The following is a 15,623-nucleotide window of genomic DNA, read 5'->3' on the forward strand; positions in this document are numbered from 1 at the left end:
TGTATACGCTATTGACCTCGCATGTCGATGGGGTGTCCGTAAGTTATCGCCGCGTTAGCGTCTGCTCACCGCGCCGTGCTCGGCGCGGTGCTCGGATGGCCGGTCGGTGGCGGCCCGGCGAAACGGAATCCCGTCCCGGTTCGACAGACTCAGCAGAGTCATCGGGCCGGTTGTCCATCAGCGAAGCAACAGGGAGACGATATGAAGCGCAGCACGAAGTTCGCCGGAGCACTCGCCGCGGTAGCGGCGGCGCCGATCCTCGCGGCCGGTAACGCCCAAGCGGACGCGGGCACGGTCTACTTTTCGGTGGGCAGCATGAACTGTGCGATTTTCGCGGACGGCGCGCTCGGATGTGATTTCGCCTCGCCTATGCGTTTGAGCTACTACGTCGGCGACACCTACATCCCGGTGCCGGTGACGGTGAACGAGATCGCGATCGATCAGCCTTGGCTGCCCGGGCATCCCACGTTCGACCCAGCCGCGTCGTACACCCTGGCGGGCGGCAATCCCAGCATCTACGACGTGAAGACCGGTTCGGGGCAATGGGGTCCGATCATCGAGCACGCGGGGGCGTCGTGCCAGGTCGGCTTCCACGGCAGCTTCACCTGCCAGGCGCTGGGCCGGGGCTTCACTTCCTACGGCGGTACGGTCGTCGCGTGATCCGCGCGGCGGCGCGCCCACGGTCGGCGGGCGCGCCGCCGGGCTACCGGCCGCCGGTGCCGTTGAGCCGGATCACCTGCGCGTTCACCGTGCTCGCCGCGTCACCGGCCAGATAGGCGACCACCGCGCCCGGCTCGGCAGGCTCGAGCGCGGCGAGGGCGGTCTCGAGTTCCGCGTTGTCGGTCGTGCCGACGCCGTAACTGACCGTGTTGACGGTGATTCGCCGCGGCACGAAGTCCGGGGCCACGGCCTGGCCGAGCTGTTCGACCGCGCCGCGCGTCGCGTCGTGCACCGCGCTGCCCGGGTCGGCGGGATCGCAGACGGTGATGATCCGGCCAGCGTCGGCCAAATGCTGCAAGGCCAGCTGCAGGCCGTGGAACACGCCCTTCACCGTCGCCGCGAAAGCGCTGTCGAACGCCTCCGAGCTGAGCTTCGGGAACGGCTCGGACTCCGGTACCGCCGCGGTGTTCACCAGCAGGTGCCAGCCGCCGCATTCGTCGAGCAGTGCCTGCACCAGTTCCTCGTACTCACCGCGATCGGCGACGTCCGCCGCCAGTGCCAGCGCCGAGCCGCCTGCCTCGGTGATCTCCTTCACCACGTCCGCGGCGGGCTCGGGAAAGTGCGGATGGTGCACCACGACCTGTGCACCCTGCGCGGCAAGCGTTTTCGCGATCGACCGGCCGATTCCGGTGTAGGCCGCCGTGACCAGGGCGGTCTTCCCGGACAGCGGTTTGTCCGCGGGCACGCTATCGGCGGGCTTGCTCATCTGCCGACCTTTCGTCGATTGCGGAAATAGGGCTTCAGCGATGATATTCCCGCATACCAGCGGTCCAACCTACGACGGACCGCCGATCGTCATCGTGTCGGGTTCGTCGGCATGGCGAGCGGCCGCAATGCCCGCGGGACGGGCAGCGCCCAAGTCCGGGCGCGCGCAGGCGTGCATGGTGCCGAGTCTACGCATCCGGATTGATCAATCTACCAAAGCTGCTGATGCACAGAAGGATTCGGGACAATGCGGGTAGCTATGCGGCGGTGAACGGGTCGTCGGCCATTACGGACGTCGGATCGACGCGGTGTCGGCACAGGCAGGAGGGCCGTCACGGCGAACCCCATTCGGTCGCGGCCGGCGTTCGAACCCGCTTTTCGCTGCCCTCCGGCATCGGCGTCGCCACGGCCGTCCTCGATAACGAGGAAGGCCCCCGACCGTGAACCCGGTCGGGGGCCTTCCCGTCGTCTCAACCACGAGTCGGGGTGACAGGATTTGAACCTGCGACCTCTTCGTCCCGAACGAAGCGCGCTACCAAGCTGCGCCACACCCCGTGAAGTGGACCTGGAGTAGCTTACAACAGGGCGGCCCGAGACGTTAAACCGGCAGGTCAGTCAGCCTGCGAGGGGGCGGATGCTGGTGAAGATGCGCTTGGCGGTATCGGCGTCGAGGGCGTGCGGGACGCCGGTGTCGGCGGCGATCACCATGACGAAGTTCCCGTTGTCGTTGGGGAACGCCGCGGTGTACACGGAGTACGCCTTCGCGCAGCCGGGCTTGGCGTCGGGGACGGTGCCCTTGGTCTCCACGAACATGCCGTGCTGGGAGCCGTCCAGCGAAGCCAGCGGCATGGGCAGAGCGGGTGTGCCGCCGGGCGTCGCCTTATAGGCGAGCGTGGCGGTCTTGACGCCGAGTTCGGTGGCCGCCTTCCCCGGGTCGGAGGTCCCCGAGCCGGTGAGGAAAGCGACGGTGCGGGTCGATCCGGGGCAGTAGCCCTTGCCCTCGCTGGCCAGGCCTTTACCCGCGACGGCGTTCGGGGGCTCGCCGAAGCCGCCGATGGTGCCTTGCGGCGCGATCGTCCAGTCGCCGGGCACGTCGTAGGCTGCGCCGCTGTCGGGCGCTCTGACGACCTGGTATCCGGGGATCACCGGTGTCTTGTCACCGGAGCCCCGCGCGGTCGTCGTGGGTGCCGCTTTGGTCGTGGTCCGGGTGGGCGCGTCCACCGTCGTGGTGGTGAGGGCGTTCACCATCGACGGAGCGGTGTCCCGAGCGGAGTCATCGTCCTTCTTCATCGTGCTCAGGGCTACTACCCCGGCCACGAGACCGGCGACCAGCAGCACCCCCAGGCCGGCCGACAGCACGAGCTTTCCTCTGCCGCTCCCGTTCGGCTGGTTCGGTGGTGGTCCCCCGAATCCGCCCTGCGGGCCGTAGCCGGGCTGATACCGGCCATCCGGCGGGGTGCCGTACTGCACCGGGCCGCCTGCGGGTTGCCACTGCGAAGCCTGGACCGGCTGACCGAACGGATCGGCGCCCGGATAGCCGAGCTGGGGCGGCGCCTGGCCACCGGGGCCCGGCGTCCGGTTGCCGAAGGGCGCGGGTTGGTCGAGTGCGCCGAGGGGCTGTCCGAGCATCGTCGGATCGTTGCGCCCGTGGCCGAGATCCGGCGGGGTCTGCGGGGGCCACCGGTCGGAGGGTGGCTGCCCGAGGGATCGGGCCGACCTGGTGGGATCGTCGCGGCCCGGGGTCCCTGGCCGTCGGCTGACCCACTCGGCGAGCACGGTCGGCTCGGCCGGTGTGGGCGGGTGCGAGCCCGAGTCGCTGTCCGACAGTCGAGATGTCGGTGGGTCGCTCTGGACGCCGGGTTGCCACTGGAGTGTCGGGTCGGGCTCTCGGTTCGGCTGCCACTGCGTGGCTGGGTCGGCCTGTCCCGGATACAGCGGCTCGCCGCCCTCACCTGTCGCGGCTCCCGGTTGCCACGGGGACATCGGGGCAGGCCCGTTCGAGGCCGGCTGCTCCGGTGCGCCGCGCTGCCAAGGCGTGACAGGGGGGCGTGCCGGTTCGTCGTACCCTCCCGGCTGCCACGGGGACCACTCTTGGGGGCTACCCGCTCCTGTCTCTGGTGGCCGGACGCCTGCGTCGTCTCCCGCCGGAGGAAACGCGGAATGCGGTGCGCGGAAGGGCTGTTGCCGAGGATCCGGCGGCCCGGCGGGCCGTCCCATGATCGTCGGGTCGTCGCGCCGGTCGTCGAATCCACTCACAGTTGTCCCCTACCTGCCACACGTCTCGGCAGGGGACCTTAGCGGGCGACGGCCTCCGATGCCGACACTCCGTGGCCCGTGTCGGCTCCCGGTCGCTTCGGCGGTGCGGCGACCAGCGTCAACAAGGTCGCCTCCGGACGGCAGCAGAAGCGGTACGGCGCCCACGGGGAGGTGCCGACACCCGCGGAGACGTGCAACCGGGTGTGCTCGCCCCACTTCGAGGAACCCTTCACCCGGGACCGGTCGATCCCGCAGTTGGTGACCAGGGCGCCGTAGCCGGGCAGGCACAACTGGCCGCCATGGGTGTGCCCGGCCAGCACCAAGTCGTACCCGTCCTCGGCGAAGCGGTCCAGCACTCGGGGCTCGGGGGAGTGGGTGAGGCCGAGCCGCAGATCGGCCAGCGGGTTCGGAGCACCTGCGACGGTGTCGTACCGGTCGCGCTGCAGGTGCGGATCGTCGACGCCGGCGGTGGCGATGCGGATACCGGCCACCTCGAGGTCGCGGCGCACGTGCGTCAGGTCGAGCCAGCCGCGCTCGGTGAAGGCCGCGCGCAGGTCTTTCCACGGCAGCGGAGCGCCGTAGGTGCGGCGGTGGTCCTTCTTGAAGTACTTCAGCGGGTTCTTCGCCACCGGCGCGAAATAGTCGTTGCTGCCGAAAACGAAAAGCCCCGGGCGGGAGAGTAATCCGCCGAGGGCCTGGACCACCGCGGGCACCGACTTCTGGTGCGAGAGATTGTCGCCGGTGTTGATCACCAGGTCCGGCTCCAGCCGGTCCAGTTCCCGCAGCCACTGCTGCTTGAGCTTCTGCCCGGGCATCATGTGCAGGTCACTGAGGTGGAGCACGCGCAGCGACGACGACCCCGGCGCCAGCACAGGCATGGTCGCCTCCCGTAGGACGAAGGCGTTGCGTTCGACCAGCGAGGCGTAGCCGATTCCGGCCACCGCGGCCCCGGCGGCTCCCAGCGCGGTCGTGCGGACAGCAGAGGTCGAGATCACGGGCATTTGCCCAGCATAGGTGACCTCGCTCAGGAGCGCCGAGTGTGTTTCCGCACAAGCGCCCCTTTTCTCGGCGGGAAATCGGGCCGCGCGCCAAATGTAGTGGGACCACCGCCCCGGAGCCGCTACCGTGAGCGGCATGTCGGAACTCAAATCGCAGCTGCGAGCGGATCTCACCGCCGCGATGAAAGCCAAGGACACGCTGCGCCTTTCCACGTTGCGGATGTTGCTGTCGGCGATCCAGACCGCCGAGGTCGCCGGCACCCAGGCGCGTGAGCTCACCGACGCCGAGGTCGTCTCCGTGTTGCAGAAGGAGTCGAAGAAGCGCAGCGAATCCGCCGAGGTATACACGCAGGCCGGGCGCGGCGAATTGGCGGCGAACGAGCACGCCGAGGCGCGCATCATCGACGAGTATCTGCCGACCCAGTTGACCGACGCCGAAGTCGCCGACCTCGCCGACACCGCCATCGCGCAGGTCGCCGAGGAGATCGGCGAGCGTCCCGGCATGCGCCAGATGGGGCAGGTCATGAAGATCGCCACCGGGCTCGCCGCGGGCAAGGCCGACGGCTCGCGCATTTCGGCCGCGGTGAAGGCGCGGCTGTAGGACAGCGACGAGAAAAGGGGCCGCGAACCGTGTGGTTCGCGGCCCCTTTTCTCCTGTCAGCGCGGGATCGGGATCGGAATCGGGATCGGTGGCAGCTGCGGCGGTAGTGGCAGCCCCGGGATGCCCGGCGGCGGGGCGGGCGGCCCGGGCGGCGGCGCGGCCCGGACGGTGCCGTCGCTGATATACAGCGTGATCACCGAGCCGGGGATCGCCGACCCGTTCGGCGCGGTGCCCATCACGGTGCCTTTGGGGCGATCGCCCGCCCCGGTCACCGGCGACACCTGGAAGCCGGCGGCCACCAGCGCCGCGGTGGCCTCGCCCTGGGACTTGCCGACGACATCGGGCACCTGCGCGTTGTTCGCGCCGCGCACGTATTTGTCGTCCAGCGGGGGCAACCCGGGCGGCGGGAACAGCGGTATCACCGGTTTGATCGCGTTGAACCAGGTGCGGGCGGGCTCGTTACCGCCGAACAGGTTGCCGTCGCCGCAGTTGCGCAGCGGGAACGAGCAGATCTCGCCGGGGGTGGGGCTGTCGCCGTACGCGTAGACCGCTGCGGCCAGCGCGTTCGTGAAGCCGAGGAAGGCCGAGGAGCGGTGACTCTCGGTCGTACCGGTCTTGCCCGACATCGGCAAATTCCAACCCACCGACTGGGCCGCGGCCGCCGCCGTGCCCGAAGTGTCGTCTTTGCTCATCGCGTTGGCCAGAGTATTGGCCAGGCCGGGCTCGACCACCTGCTCGCAGGCCTGCTGGGTCAGCGGGACCTGCTTGCCCTCGCGGTCGATGACCTCCTTGATCGGGTTCGGCGGGCACCACCGGCCGCCGGATCCGAGCGTCGCGGCCACGTTGGACAGCTCCAGCGGGTTGATCGCGACCGGGCCGAGGGTGAACGAGCCGAGGTTCTGGTCCTTGATCATGTCCGCCAGGCTCTGGTTGCCGTGGCCCGAGGTGCCCGCTTCGGTGAACGAGCGCATGCCGAGCCGGACGGCCATGTCGACGGTGGGGGTGACCCCGACGGCCTGGATCAACTTCACGAACGCGGTGTTCGGCGAGGTGGCCAGCGCCTCGGTCACCGACATGGGCGACTTGTACCGGCCCGCGTTCTCCACGCAGTAGGTGGCGGCCGGGCACCCGCGGGCGCCACCGTTACCCATGCCCTTGGCCTCGAACCGCCCCGGCACCTCGAGCTGGGCATCGATGCCGAGGCCCTTCTCCATGGCCGCGGCGGTGGTGAAGATCTTGAAGATGGAGCCGGCGCCGTCGCCGACCATGGAGTACGGCTGCGGCTGCACGGTCTCGCTGGCGTCCCGGTTGAGGCCGTAGGTGCGGCTGCTGGCCATCGCGAGCACCGGATGCGTGTCCTGCCCCGGCGCGACCACGGACATGACCTCCGCGATGTTGTCCAGGTTCGGGTTCGCCGCGTCGGTCACCGCGCGTTTCACCGAGTCCTGCACGGCGGGATCGAGGGTGGTCCTGATCAGGTAGCCACCCTTCTCGATCTGTTCGCGGCTGATGCCTGCGTTGGCCAGGTACTGCAGCGCGTAGTCGCAGAAGAAGCCGCGGTCGTTGGCCGCGATACAGCCGCGCGGCAGGCCCTTGGGCTCCGGCAGCACGCCCAGCGGCTTGGTCTTCGCCTCGCGGAACTCCTCGGCACGGCTGGGAATGTTCTGGATCATCGTGTCCAGCACCGTGTTGCGCCTGGCCAGCACGCCATCCGGGTTGGTGTAGGGGTTCAGCTTGGACGAGCTCTGCACCATGCCCGCCAGCATCGCGGCCTGTGAGACGTTCAGATCGGCCGCGTCGACGCCGAAGTAGGTCTTCGCGGCGTCCTGGATGCCGTAGGAGGAGTTACCGAACGGGACGAGGTTGAGGTACCTGGTGAGGATCTCGTCCTTGGTCAGCTCCCGGTCCAGCGTGAGCGCCATCCGGATCTCCCGGATCTTGCGGGCCGGAGTGGTCTCGATGGCGGCGCGGCGCTCGGCGTCGGTCTTGGCCACCACCAGTAGCTGGAAGTTCTTCACGTACTGCTGATCCAGCGTCGAGGCGCCCTGCTGGACCTCGCCGCTGGCGCTGTTGGTGAGGAACGCGCGCAGCGTGCCCTGCCAGTCGACGCCCTCGTGGTCGGCGAAGCGACGGTCCTCGATGGACACGATCGCGAGTTTCATGTCGTTGGAGATCCGGTCGCTGGGGACCTCGAATCTGCGCTGCTCGTACAGCCAGGCGATCGGATTGCCCGCCGCGTCGACCATGGTCGAGACCGCGGGCGCCGTGCCCTCGACCAGCTCCGAGGAGACGTTGTCGACGGCGTCGGCGGCACGGTTGGAGACGAACCCGAAGCCGCCGGCGAGCGGGAACAACAACCCGGCGACGAGCACGGAGGCCAGCACGCAACTGCCGGCCAGCCGCGCGAGCGTATGTGTGATCGGCACGAAACAAGACTACGGGTTGCCATTCGAGCCTTCTTGGCGGCATTTGTCCGGAGGCCGTAACTGGTTGTTCGCGAACCGGAATGGGCGTGTCGCGCGATCGGGGGCGGCGTGTCGCACGAGGGCGCGTACGCAATCTGCCTGCCCGTCCAGTGCGCGCCCCGCTTTGCAGGGACGGACGTACCAAAAAATCTCGAGGTGGTCTTGCGCAAGCGCCATACCTTTACCTAGATTGAGAACCCAGTGTGATAGAGCTAACACTCAAAGTGGAATGTGGTGCACTTCGCAGCGGGGTTTGGGTGCTGCGCGGTGACAACGCGATTCTGGAGCGCCGTTGACCCGGTGTTCGGACTGCAAAGGGGCACACCAAATGCACATGACAACCCCCATCGCTCGATTGGACGTGGAGCAGGCCGAAGCAAGGATCGCCTGGGTAGCCCAGGCCCGATGCAAGGAAGTGGATCCCGATCAGTTGTTCGTCCGCGGCGCGGCGCAGCGCAAAGCGGCGACGATCTGCAGGCACTGTCCCGTGCTCATGCAGTGTGGTGCCGACGCGCTGGACAACCGCGTCGAGTTCGGTGTGTGGGGCGGCATGACGGAACGGCAGCGTCGCGCCCTGTTGAAGCAGCATCCGGAAGTGACCTCGTGGGCCGACTTCTTCCAGGCCCAGCGGCAGCATCAAGTGGCGATGTAATCCGGCCACATCGAAACGGAGCCCGCGCGAGCGGGCTCAGTTTCGTTTCAGGAGCAATATTTCCGTTCGGAGCAATAGCGGATACGCCTAAGTATCAAGCGGTCGCGCGCGCCGTGCCGGTGAGCTGATCGCCCACGACGCGCAGCGCGTCGAGATCGGACACCTCGAACGGGAGCGCGGTGACCGAGACGATCGGCACCCGCGGGTGCGCGCCGGTGAAGCGGTGCAGCAGATGCTGCTCGCGCTTATCGGTGACGACCCGGCGGGCGTGCACCCGCAACACCGCCGCGGTGAGCGGATCGGAATCCGCCACCTGGTCGGCGGCGGTGAGCGCGTGATCGGCGGGCAGCGAACTCAGCACCGGATGGGTGCGGTTGAGCACCAGCCCCGCCAGCGGCATCCGCTCGGTGGAGAGGCGGTCGACGAAGAACGAGGCCTCCCGCAGCGCGTCCGGTTCCGGCGCCGCCACCACGAGGAAGTGCGTACCCGGCTTCGACAGCATGGCGAAGGTCCGCTCGGCCCGCTCCTGAAAGCCGCCGAACAGCGATTCCAGGGATTGCAGGAAGTTCGACGCGTCCTTGAGCATCTGTCCACCGACGACGGTGGACACACCCCGCACCGCCAGGCTCATCGCGCCGGTCACGAGACGGGTCACGCCCCGGCCGGGCGCCATGATCACCCGGATCATGCGGCCGTTGAGGAAGTTGCCCAGCCGCTTGGGAGCATCCAGGAAGTCGAGGGCGTTGCGCGAAGGCGGGGTGTCGACCACGATCAGGTCCCACTCGCCCCGGTGGGCCAACTGCCCCAGCTTCTCCATCGCCATATATTCCTGTGTGCCGCCGAAGGAGGAGGCGACCGTCTGATAGAAGGGGTTGGCGAAGATCTGCTCCGCTTTCTCCCCGCTGGTGTGCTCGAGCACCATGTCGTCGAAGGTGCGGCGCATGTTGAGCATCATCGCGTGCAGTTCGCCCTTGGCCTCGGGGCCCAGCGCCACCCGCTGCGGGTTGTTGCCGAGGTCGGCGACGCCCAGTGACTGGGCCAGCCTGCGCGCGGGGTCGATGGTGAGCACCACGACCTTGCGGCCTTCCTCGGCGGCGCGCAGCGCGAGGGCGGCGGCGGTGGTGGTCTTGCCGACGCCACCGGAGCCGCAGCAGACCACTACCCGGGCGGACGGGTCGGCGATGATCCGCGAAATATCCAGCGGGGCAGCCGTGGGATGGGTCGGCGTGCTCATCGGACTCCCTGTGCGGTGAGGTGTTCGGCTAGTTCGTACAGTCCGCCCAGGTCCATCCCGTCCGGGAGGGCGGGCAGGTAGAGCCGGGAGATGTCGACCTTGGCCAGTTCCTCGGCGCTGTCGTCCTGTGCTTGCAGCGTGGCGGCGTGCTCGATCGTTTCGGTGAGCAGTCCCTGGAAGTCGCCGTCGGTAAGGGTGATGCCCGCGGAGGTGAGGCCGGCGCGGATGACCTCGGCGTCCAGTTCGCCGCGAGCGGCCCGGGGGCCCAGCTCGGGTGGCAGCTGGCCTTCGGTCGCGCGGTTCACGATGACGGTGCCGATGCGCAGGTCGGCGGCGGTGAGCTCGGCGACCGCGTCGGCGGTCTCCTGCACCGGCAGCGCCTCCAGCAGCGTGACCAGGTGAATCATCGTCTGATCGGAGTGCAGCAGCTGCGAAACGCCCTCGGCCTGCGAAGCGATCGGCCCGCCCTTGGCCACCTCGGCCATGGCCTTGGTGACGTCGAGGAAGCCGGCGATCCGGCCGGTGGGCGGTGCGTCGACCACGATTTCGTCGTAGACCCGCTTACCGGACTTGTCCACGCGAACCGCGCATTCCTTGATCTTGCCGGTCAGGATGACGTCGCGCAGACCGGGCGCGATCGTGGTGACGAACTCGATGGCCCCCATCCGGCGCATCGCGCGACCCGCGAAGCCGAGGTTGTAGAACATGTCGAGGTATTCGAGGAAGGCGTGCTCGATGTCCAGCGCCAGCGCGACCACTTCGCCGCCGCCGTCGGCGGTGGCGATCCGTGTCTCGGTCGGCGGCAGCGGCGGCAGGTCGAACAGCTGCGCGATCGATTGTCTGCTCTCCACCTCGACCAACAGCACCCGGCGCCCGCCCGCGGCGAGCGCCAGGGCCAGCGCTGCGGCGACCGTCGACTTGCCCGTGCCTCCCTTGCCGGAGACGTAGTGCAAGCGGGCCTGCTCAGCGCGCTTCGGCCACCTTGTGTCCAGTCCCGGCTCCGCCGAAAGCGGCCCTGCAGTTGGTACTCCCACGATCGCGAGCCTATAACTGGTCCGCCACAGCGGGGCACCGGCCGTACCAGACGGGTGGGTCGCGCGGGCCGGTCTCAGCTCTTAACCCCGCCCCCGCTCTAGTCCCGGCACACCCGGGTTTCCCTCATGAATCGCCGTCGCGCTATGCGAAGCCACCGGGGATGATCCGGACCCGTTTCCCACTCCACCGTCCCAGTCTTCCCAGCTAGGCCACACCGAGCATCGTTCGTTCGCGGGCCGGGTGCCGAGCTGCCACGCCTGCGACGAATGACGAACGGCCCGGCCGACCGCCGCCCGCCCCCACGCGGCTCGCCCGCCGGTCTCGGGTGACGCGTACAACAACGCCTATTCGCCGTTAGCGGTCCCGAGTCGTCTTCGCGCGTCTGCAGCGAACTTGGCGGCGGCCGTACGGGGTAGTGCCGCGAAGCCACGACCTCGTGCGCGGAGTGACGCGCTCCGACGTATACCCACCCACAAGATCTCCTCGCATGCGAGATCGGCCGCACTTCCAGAACAACCATCCCGCACCGGCCGAGGTGATGATCAACTCGCTCCAGCCGCACGCCCCGTGTCCGGCGCCCGAATACCGACGCGCCCAGCGCACCTCAACTCCCGGTTTCGAGCGAAGCGAGACCGAGCATGCGCCGTTCGCGGCACGCGAGCCACAAAGGGGCCGCGAACACGCCGCGACGCAGTCGCGGCAATCAGACAGAGCTACGCTTCTCGCTCATGAGTGATACGACCCTGTGGGAGTACGCGACCGTGCCGCTGCTGACGCATGCGACCAAGCAGATTCTCGATCAGTGGGGAGCCGACGGCTGGGAGCTGGTCACCGTGCTGCCCGGTCCGACCGGTGAGCAGCACGTCGCCTACCTCAAGCGGCCCAAGTAGCGAAGGACGGTGACGCGATGACCCAGTGGGAGAAGAACCTCGCCGAGCTCGGAATCACCCTTCCTCCGGTCGCGGCCCCTGTCGCGGCCTACATTCCCGCGATCCGTACCGGGTCGCTGGTCTACACCTCCGGTCAGTTGCCGTTCGTGAACGGCCAGTTGTCCGCGGTCGGCAAGGTCGGCGCCGAGGTCTCGATCGAGGAGGCCAAGGAGGCTGCCCGGCTGTGCGCGCTGAACGCGCTGGCGGCGGTGCACGACCTGGTAGGCCTGGACGCGGTGGTGCGGATCGTGAAGGTGGTCGGATTCGTCGCCTCGGCACCTGGATTCGGCGATCAGCCGGTGGTGATCAACGGGGCGTCGGAGTTCCTCGGCCAGGTCTTCGGTGACGCGGGCAAGCACGCCCGCTCGGCCGTGGGCGTCTCCGAACTTCCCCGCAACACTCCGGTCGAAGTCGAACTGATCGCCGAGGTGCGCTAGACCGGAACTGTCGGCCCCGTTTCTATCCGAGGTTTTGCGATGACGTTGACTCACCCCGCCTACGGGCAGCTCCGGCAGGTCACCGAGACGGCGGCGGTGCTGCTCGCCGACAATCAGGGGCAGATGACCTTGGACGGAACCAACACCTGGGTCCTGCGTGCGCCGGGACGGTCGGACTGTGTGGTGGTGGACCCGGGACCGAAGGACAAGTCGCACACCGCCGCGATCGCCGAGGCCACCGGTGGCCGGATCGCGCTCACGCTGATCACCCACCGCCATCACGACCACACCGGCGGCATCGATCGGCTGGTCGAGCTGACCGGGACGCCGGTGCGCGCCAAGGACTCCGGCTTCCTGCGCGGCTCGTCCGCTCCCCTCGTCGACCGCGAGGTGATCGAGGCGGCGGGCCTGCGCATCACCGTGCTGGCCACGCCGGGTCACACCGGTGACTCGGTGAGCTTCGTCCTCGACGACGCGGTGCTGACCGGCGACACCATCCTCGGCGCGGGCACCACCGTGCTGGACTCCGGCGACGGCACGCTGGCCGACTATCTGTCCTCGCTGGACCGGTTGGTGGAGGCGGGCCGGGGCAAGGCGTTGTTGCCCGCGCACGGCCCGGACCACCCGGATCTGGAGCCGGTCGCCCGGTATTACATCGCACATCGGCACGAGCGCCTCGGTCAGGTGCGGGAGGCACTGCGGGTTCTCGGCGCCGACGCGGGCGCGATGGCGGTCGTGCGGCGCGTGTACGCCGACGTGGACAAGCGGCTGTGGCCCGCGGCGCGCAGTTCGGTGCAGGCGCAGCTGGAATACCTGCGCGTGCACGGCTAGCCGGAACGACAGAACGCCGGGTTCAGTGGAGCGCTGAACCCGGCGTTCGGCGTGGAGTCCGTGCGTTACCTGGCGCGACGGGCCAGGCGCTCGGAATCGGAGATGAGCACGCTCTTGCCCTCCAGACGCAGCCAGCCGCGATGCGCGAAGTCGGCGAGCGCCTTGTTCACGGTCTCGCGGGAGGCGCCGACCAGCTGGGCGATCTCCTCCTGGGTCAGGTCGTGGGTGACCCGCAGCGCACCCGCCTCCTGAGTGCCGAAGCGCTGTGCGAGCTGCAGCAGCGCCTTCGCGACCCGGCCGGGGACGTCGGTGAAGATCAGGTCGGCCAGGTTGTTGTTGGTCCGGCGCAGGCGGCGGGCGAGAACGCGCAGCAACTGCTCGGCGATCTCGGGCCGCTGGTCGATCCAGGTCTTGAGGGCGTCACGGTCCATCGTCACCGCACGCACCTCGGTCACCGTGGTGGCGGTGGAGGTGCGCGGGCCCGGATCGAAGATCGACAGCTCGCCGAACATGTCGGACGGGCCCATGATGGTCAACAGGTTCTCGCGGCCGTCGGGCGAGCGGCGTCCGATCTTCACCTTGCCGGACGTGATGATGTACAGCCGGTCGCCCGGCTCACCCTCGTTGAAGATGACATGACCGCGCGGGAAATCCACCGGCTGAAGTTGCTTGGCGAGGGCGGCCACCGCAGTGGGCTCGACGCCCTGGAAGATGCCTGCTCTGGCGAGGGCCTCGTCCACGAATGTGCTCCTTAGGGAAATGGCTCTGTACTGGACCGAAGCGACTCGGCCAACAGCGCAGTCTACGCGGCGTCACTACAGCGTAGTGACGGACACCACGTAACGAGTGGATTGCGCGGCGCGCACGCCGGGTCAGCTCGCGCGGGCCACGTCCATCTCGTCACCGCGGGAGCGACGCCTGCGCATCCGGGCCACGGCGGCGGGCAGACCGAGCTTCGTCAGCTCTTTCACCTCGGCGTTACTGGCCTTGTCCAGGTACTGCTGAACCTCTTCGTCGGGTTCGAGAAGCTTGCGGAGCCGGTTCTCGACCCGCTCCATACCCAGTGCGAACAGCATCAGCACCACTGGGAAGAGCACCACAGCGAGTCCTTGCATGACGAGCAGTAAACACCGTCGAGGTCTCAGATGGAACACGGCAACTGAACTGGAAGGGCAACGTTGTCTGCCGATTCCGTATGGTGGACGCGTGCGCGTCTCCCCCTCCACCGCCGCCGGGAACGGGCTTGCCCCCGGCTCGGATCCCAACGGAACGCCGCCGGTCGCCGCCGCGGCTCCACAACGGAAAACCAGGGCGCGACAGGCGGAAACCCGGCTCGGGCTGGTCCGCCGCGCGCGCCGGATGAACCGCGAACTGGCGACCGCTTTCCCCGACGCGCATTGTGAGCTTGATTTCACCACACCGCTCGAATTGGCGGTCGCGACAATACTTTCGGCACAGTGCACCGACGAGCGGGTGAATCTCACCACGCCCGCGCTGTTCGCCAGGTACCCCGACGCCCGCGCCTACGCCGAGGCAAACCGCGCGGAGCTGGAGGAATACATCCGGCCGACCGGCTTCTTCCGGAACAAGGCCGCCTCGCTGATCGGACTCGGCCAGGCGCTGCTGGAACGATACGACGGTGAGTTGCCTCACACCCTGACCGAACTCGTCCAGCTGCCCGGCATCGGGCGCAAAACCGCCAACGTCATCCTCGGCAACGCGTTCGGGGTGCCGGGTATCACGGTCGACACCCATTTCGGCCGTCTGGTGCGCCGCTGGGGATGGACCGACGAGGAGGACCCGGTCAAGGTCGAGCACATCGTCGGCGCGCTGATCGAGCGCAAGGAATGGACGATGCTCTCGCACCGGGTGATCTTCCACGGACGGCGGGTCTGCCATTCCCGCAAGCCGGCGTGCGGCGCTTGCGTCCTGGTCAAGGACTGCCCGTCGTTCGGTATCGGGCCGACCGATCCGGAGGCCGCGGCCAAGCTGGTGAAAGGGCCGGAGCGCGAGCATCTGCTGGAGCTGGTGGGCCGGTGAGCTCGGAGCCCTCGGGCCGATGGAGGAGGGGGCATGCGTGGCGCTGGGCACTGGCAGGTCTGATCGTGGTGGTGGCGCTGGCGGTCGCGGTGTGGCCGCGCGGCGACGACGCGACGGAGGAGCCGCAGTCGCCCCCCGCCGCCTCCGGCGTCTCCGATGACCTGCGCGCCGCCGCCCATTTGCCCGACTGCCCCGGCGGCGCCGCCACCGGCAGCGGGCCGCTGGCCGGGATAACGCTGGATTGCCTGGCGAACGGCAGGCCGGTGGACCTGGCCGCCGCGCTGGCGGGCAAGCCCGCTCTGCTGAACCTGTGGGCCTACTGGTGCGCACCGTGCGCCCAGGAGTTGCCGTATTTGCAGCAATACGCCCAACGCGCCGGGAACGCGATTACCGTGCTGACCGTGCACAGCGACCCTGATGAGGCCAAGGCACTGTCCCGGCTGCGTGGGCTGGAGGTGCGGTTGCCCGGCGTTTCGGACGCCGACGCGCGAGTGCGTACGGCCGTCGGGGCCCCCGCGGTATTGCCGATCTCGGTGCTGGTGCGTGCCGACGGCTCGATCGCCGACGTCGTGGTGCGGGCTTTCGGCGGGGTGGATGACATCGCGAATACGGTCGCGGGCAAGCTCGGAGTGGCCGCGTGACAATGCGGGTGGACGAATCAATGGTGGAGGTGACGGTGCGGGCGTGCACGCGGGCCGGTGAGCGAATGCGCGGGGGAGG

16 protein-coding genes and 1 tRNA gene are annotated in these 15,623 nt (G+C 68.8%); 8 read left to right on the plus strand and 9 right to left on the minus strand.

Annotated features, from left to right (window positions below):
• The first annotated feature begins 201 nt into the window (after window positions 1-201).
• Window positions 202-660 carry a hypothetical protein gene (locus tag ABZ803_RS27515; protein WP_357043599.1) on the plus strand — a complete coding sequence of 153 codons (459 nt, stop codon included), beginning with the start codon at window positions 202-204 and terminating at the stop codon, window positions 658-660.
• Between the two features lie 43 nt (window positions 661-703).
• On the opposite strand, the gene ABZ803_RS27520 is transcribed toward ABZ803_RS27515, so the two are convergent.
• The 4 genes from ABZ803_RS27520 to ABZ803_RS27535 form a co-directional block, all read right to left on the minus strand.
• A complete protein-coding gene (locus ABZ803_RS27520) occupies window positions 704-1,426 on the minus strand; it encodes an SDR family NAD(P)-dependent oxidoreductase (RefSeq protein ID WP_357043601.1) in 723 nt (240 codons plus the stop codon).
• 480 nt (window positions 1,427-1,906) lie between these two features.
• Window positions 1,907-1,980 (minus strand) — tRNA-Pro (locus ABZ803_RS27525).
• A 60-nt stretch (window positions 1,981-2,040) separates the two neighbouring features.
• Window positions 2,041-3,054, minus strand: coding sequence for a hypothetical protein (locus ABZ803_RS27530; protein WP_357043603.1), 1,014 nt, complete (start codon window positions 3,052-3,054; stop codon window positions 2,041-2,043).
• Window positions 3,055-3,719: 665 nt separating this feature from the next.
• Window positions 3,720-4,682 carry a metallophosphoesterase gene (locus ABZ803_RS27535; RefSeq protein WP_357043605.1) on the minus strand — a complete coding sequence of 321 codons (963 nt, stop codon included), beginning with the start codon at window positions 4,680-4,682 and terminating at the stop codon, window positions 3,720-3,722.
• 133 nt (window positions 4,683-4,815) lie between these two features.
• On the opposite strand from ABZ803_RS27535, the gene ABZ803_RS27540 reads away from it, so the two are divergent.
• Window positions 4,816-5,280 carry a GatB/YqeY domain-containing protein gene (locus tag ABZ803_RS27540; protein ID WP_040864453.1) on the plus strand — a complete coding sequence of 155 codons (465 nt, stop codon included), beginning with the start codon at window positions 4,816-4,818 and terminating at the stop codon, window positions 5,278-5,280.
• 56 nt (window positions 5,281-5,336) lie between these two features.
• Here ABZ803_RS27540 and ABZ803_RS27545 read toward each other — a convergent pair whose 3' ends face one another.
• Complete coding sequence (locus ABZ803_RS27545) at window positions 5,337-7,706, minus strand: transglycosylase domain-containing protein (protein WP_357043608.1); 2,370 nt, start codon at window positions 7,704-7,706, stop codon at window positions 5,337-5,339.
• Between the two features lie 367 nt (window positions 7,707-8,073).
• Here ABZ803_RS27545 and ABZ803_RS27550 point away from each other — a divergent pair, with 367 nt between their 5' ends.
• Window positions 8,074-8,397 carry a WhiB family transcriptional regulator gene (locus ABZ803_RS27550; RefSeq protein WP_014981178.1) on the plus strand — a complete coding sequence of 108 codons (324 nt, stop codon included), beginning with the start codon at window positions 8,074-8,076 and terminating at the stop codon, window positions 8,395-8,397.
• 94 nt (window positions 8,398-8,491) lie between these two features.
• Here the strand turns inward: ABZ803_RS27550 and ABZ803_RS27555 are convergent, their stop codons facing one another.
• Both ABZ803_RS27555 and ABZ803_RS27560 read right to left on the minus strand, forming a co-directional pair.
• Window positions 8,492-9,631 (minus strand): ArsA family ATPase, encoded by a 1,140-nt coding sequence (locus tag ABZ803_RS27555; RefSeq protein WP_357043610.1) that lies wholly within the window; start codon window positions 9,629-9,631, stop codon window positions 8,492-8,494.
• A complete protein-coding gene (locus ABZ803_RS27560) occupies window positions 9,628-10,665 on the minus strand; it encodes an ArsA-related P-loop ATPase (protein WP_357043612.1) in 1,038 nt (345 codons plus the stop codon). Before ABZ803_RS27560 ends, ABZ803_RS27555 begins: the two co-directional genes overlap by 4 nt.
• Window positions 10,666-11,394: 729 nt before the next feature.
• Between ABZ803_RS27560 and ABZ803_RS27565 the strand changes: the two genes are divergently transcribed.
• From ABZ803_RS27565 to ABZ803_RS27575, 3 genes are read left to right on the plus strand one after another with little or no spacing between them, the layout of a single operon-like run.
• Complete coding sequence (locus ABZ803_RS27565) at window positions 11,395-11,556, plus strand: DUF4177 domain-containing protein (protein WP_085994820.1); 162 nt, start codon at window positions 11,395-11,397, stop codon at window positions 11,554-11,556.
• Window positions 11,557-11,573: 17 nt separating this feature from the next.
• Window positions 11,574-12,032, plus strand: coding sequence for a RidA family protein (locus ABZ803_RS27570; protein ID WP_357043614.1), 459 nt, complete (start codon window positions 11,574-11,576; stop codon window positions 12,030-12,032).
• A 39-nt stretch (window positions 12,033-12,071) separates the two neighbouring features.
• Entirely contained in the window at window positions 12,072-12,863 is a 792-nt protein-coding gene (locus ABZ803_RS27575; protein WP_357043616.1) for an MBL fold metallo-hydrolase, read from the plus strand.
• Between the two features lie 65 nt (window positions 12,864-12,928).
• On the opposite strand, the gene ABZ803_RS27580 is transcribed toward ABZ803_RS27575, so the two are convergent.
• Window positions 12,929-13,603 (minus strand): Crp/Fnr family transcriptional regulator, encoded by a 675-nt coding sequence (locus tag ABZ803_RS27580; RefSeq protein WP_039794544.1) that lies wholly within the window; start codon window positions 13,601-13,603, stop codon window positions 12,929-12,931.
• Window positions 13,604-13,735: 132 nt separating this feature from the next.
• On the minus strand, window positions 13,736-13,978 hold the full coding sequence (locus ABZ803_RS27585; RefSeq protein WP_040864458.1) for a hypothetical protein: 243 nt from the start codon (window positions 13,976-13,978) through the stop codon (window positions 13,736-13,738).
• Between the two features lie 223 nt (window positions 13,979-14,201).
• Here ABZ803_RS27585 and nth point away from each other — a divergent pair, with 223 nt between their 5' ends.
• Together nth and ABZ803_RS27595 are read left to right on the plus strand one after the other, a co-directional pair.
• Entirely contained in the window at window positions 14,202-14,903 is a 702-nt protein-coding gene (gene nth / locus ABZ803_RS27590; protein ID WP_062978088.1) for an endonuclease III, read from the plus strand.
• On the plus strand, window positions 14,900-15,544 hold the full coding sequence (locus ABZ803_RS27595; RefSeq protein WP_357043618.1) for a TlpA disulfide reductase family protein: 645 nt from the start codon (window positions 14,900-14,902) through the stop codon (window positions 15,542-15,544). Before nth ends, ABZ803_RS27595 begins: the two co-directional genes overlap by 4 nt.
• Window positions 15,545-15,623: the final 79 nt, after the last annotated feature.

Source organism: Nocardia sp. NPDC047648, assembly GCF_040642815.1.
In the GTDB taxonomy this organism is placed as follows: Bacteria; Actinomycetota; Actinomycetes; order Mycobacteriales; family Mycobacteriaceae; genus Nocardia; species Nocardia gamkensis.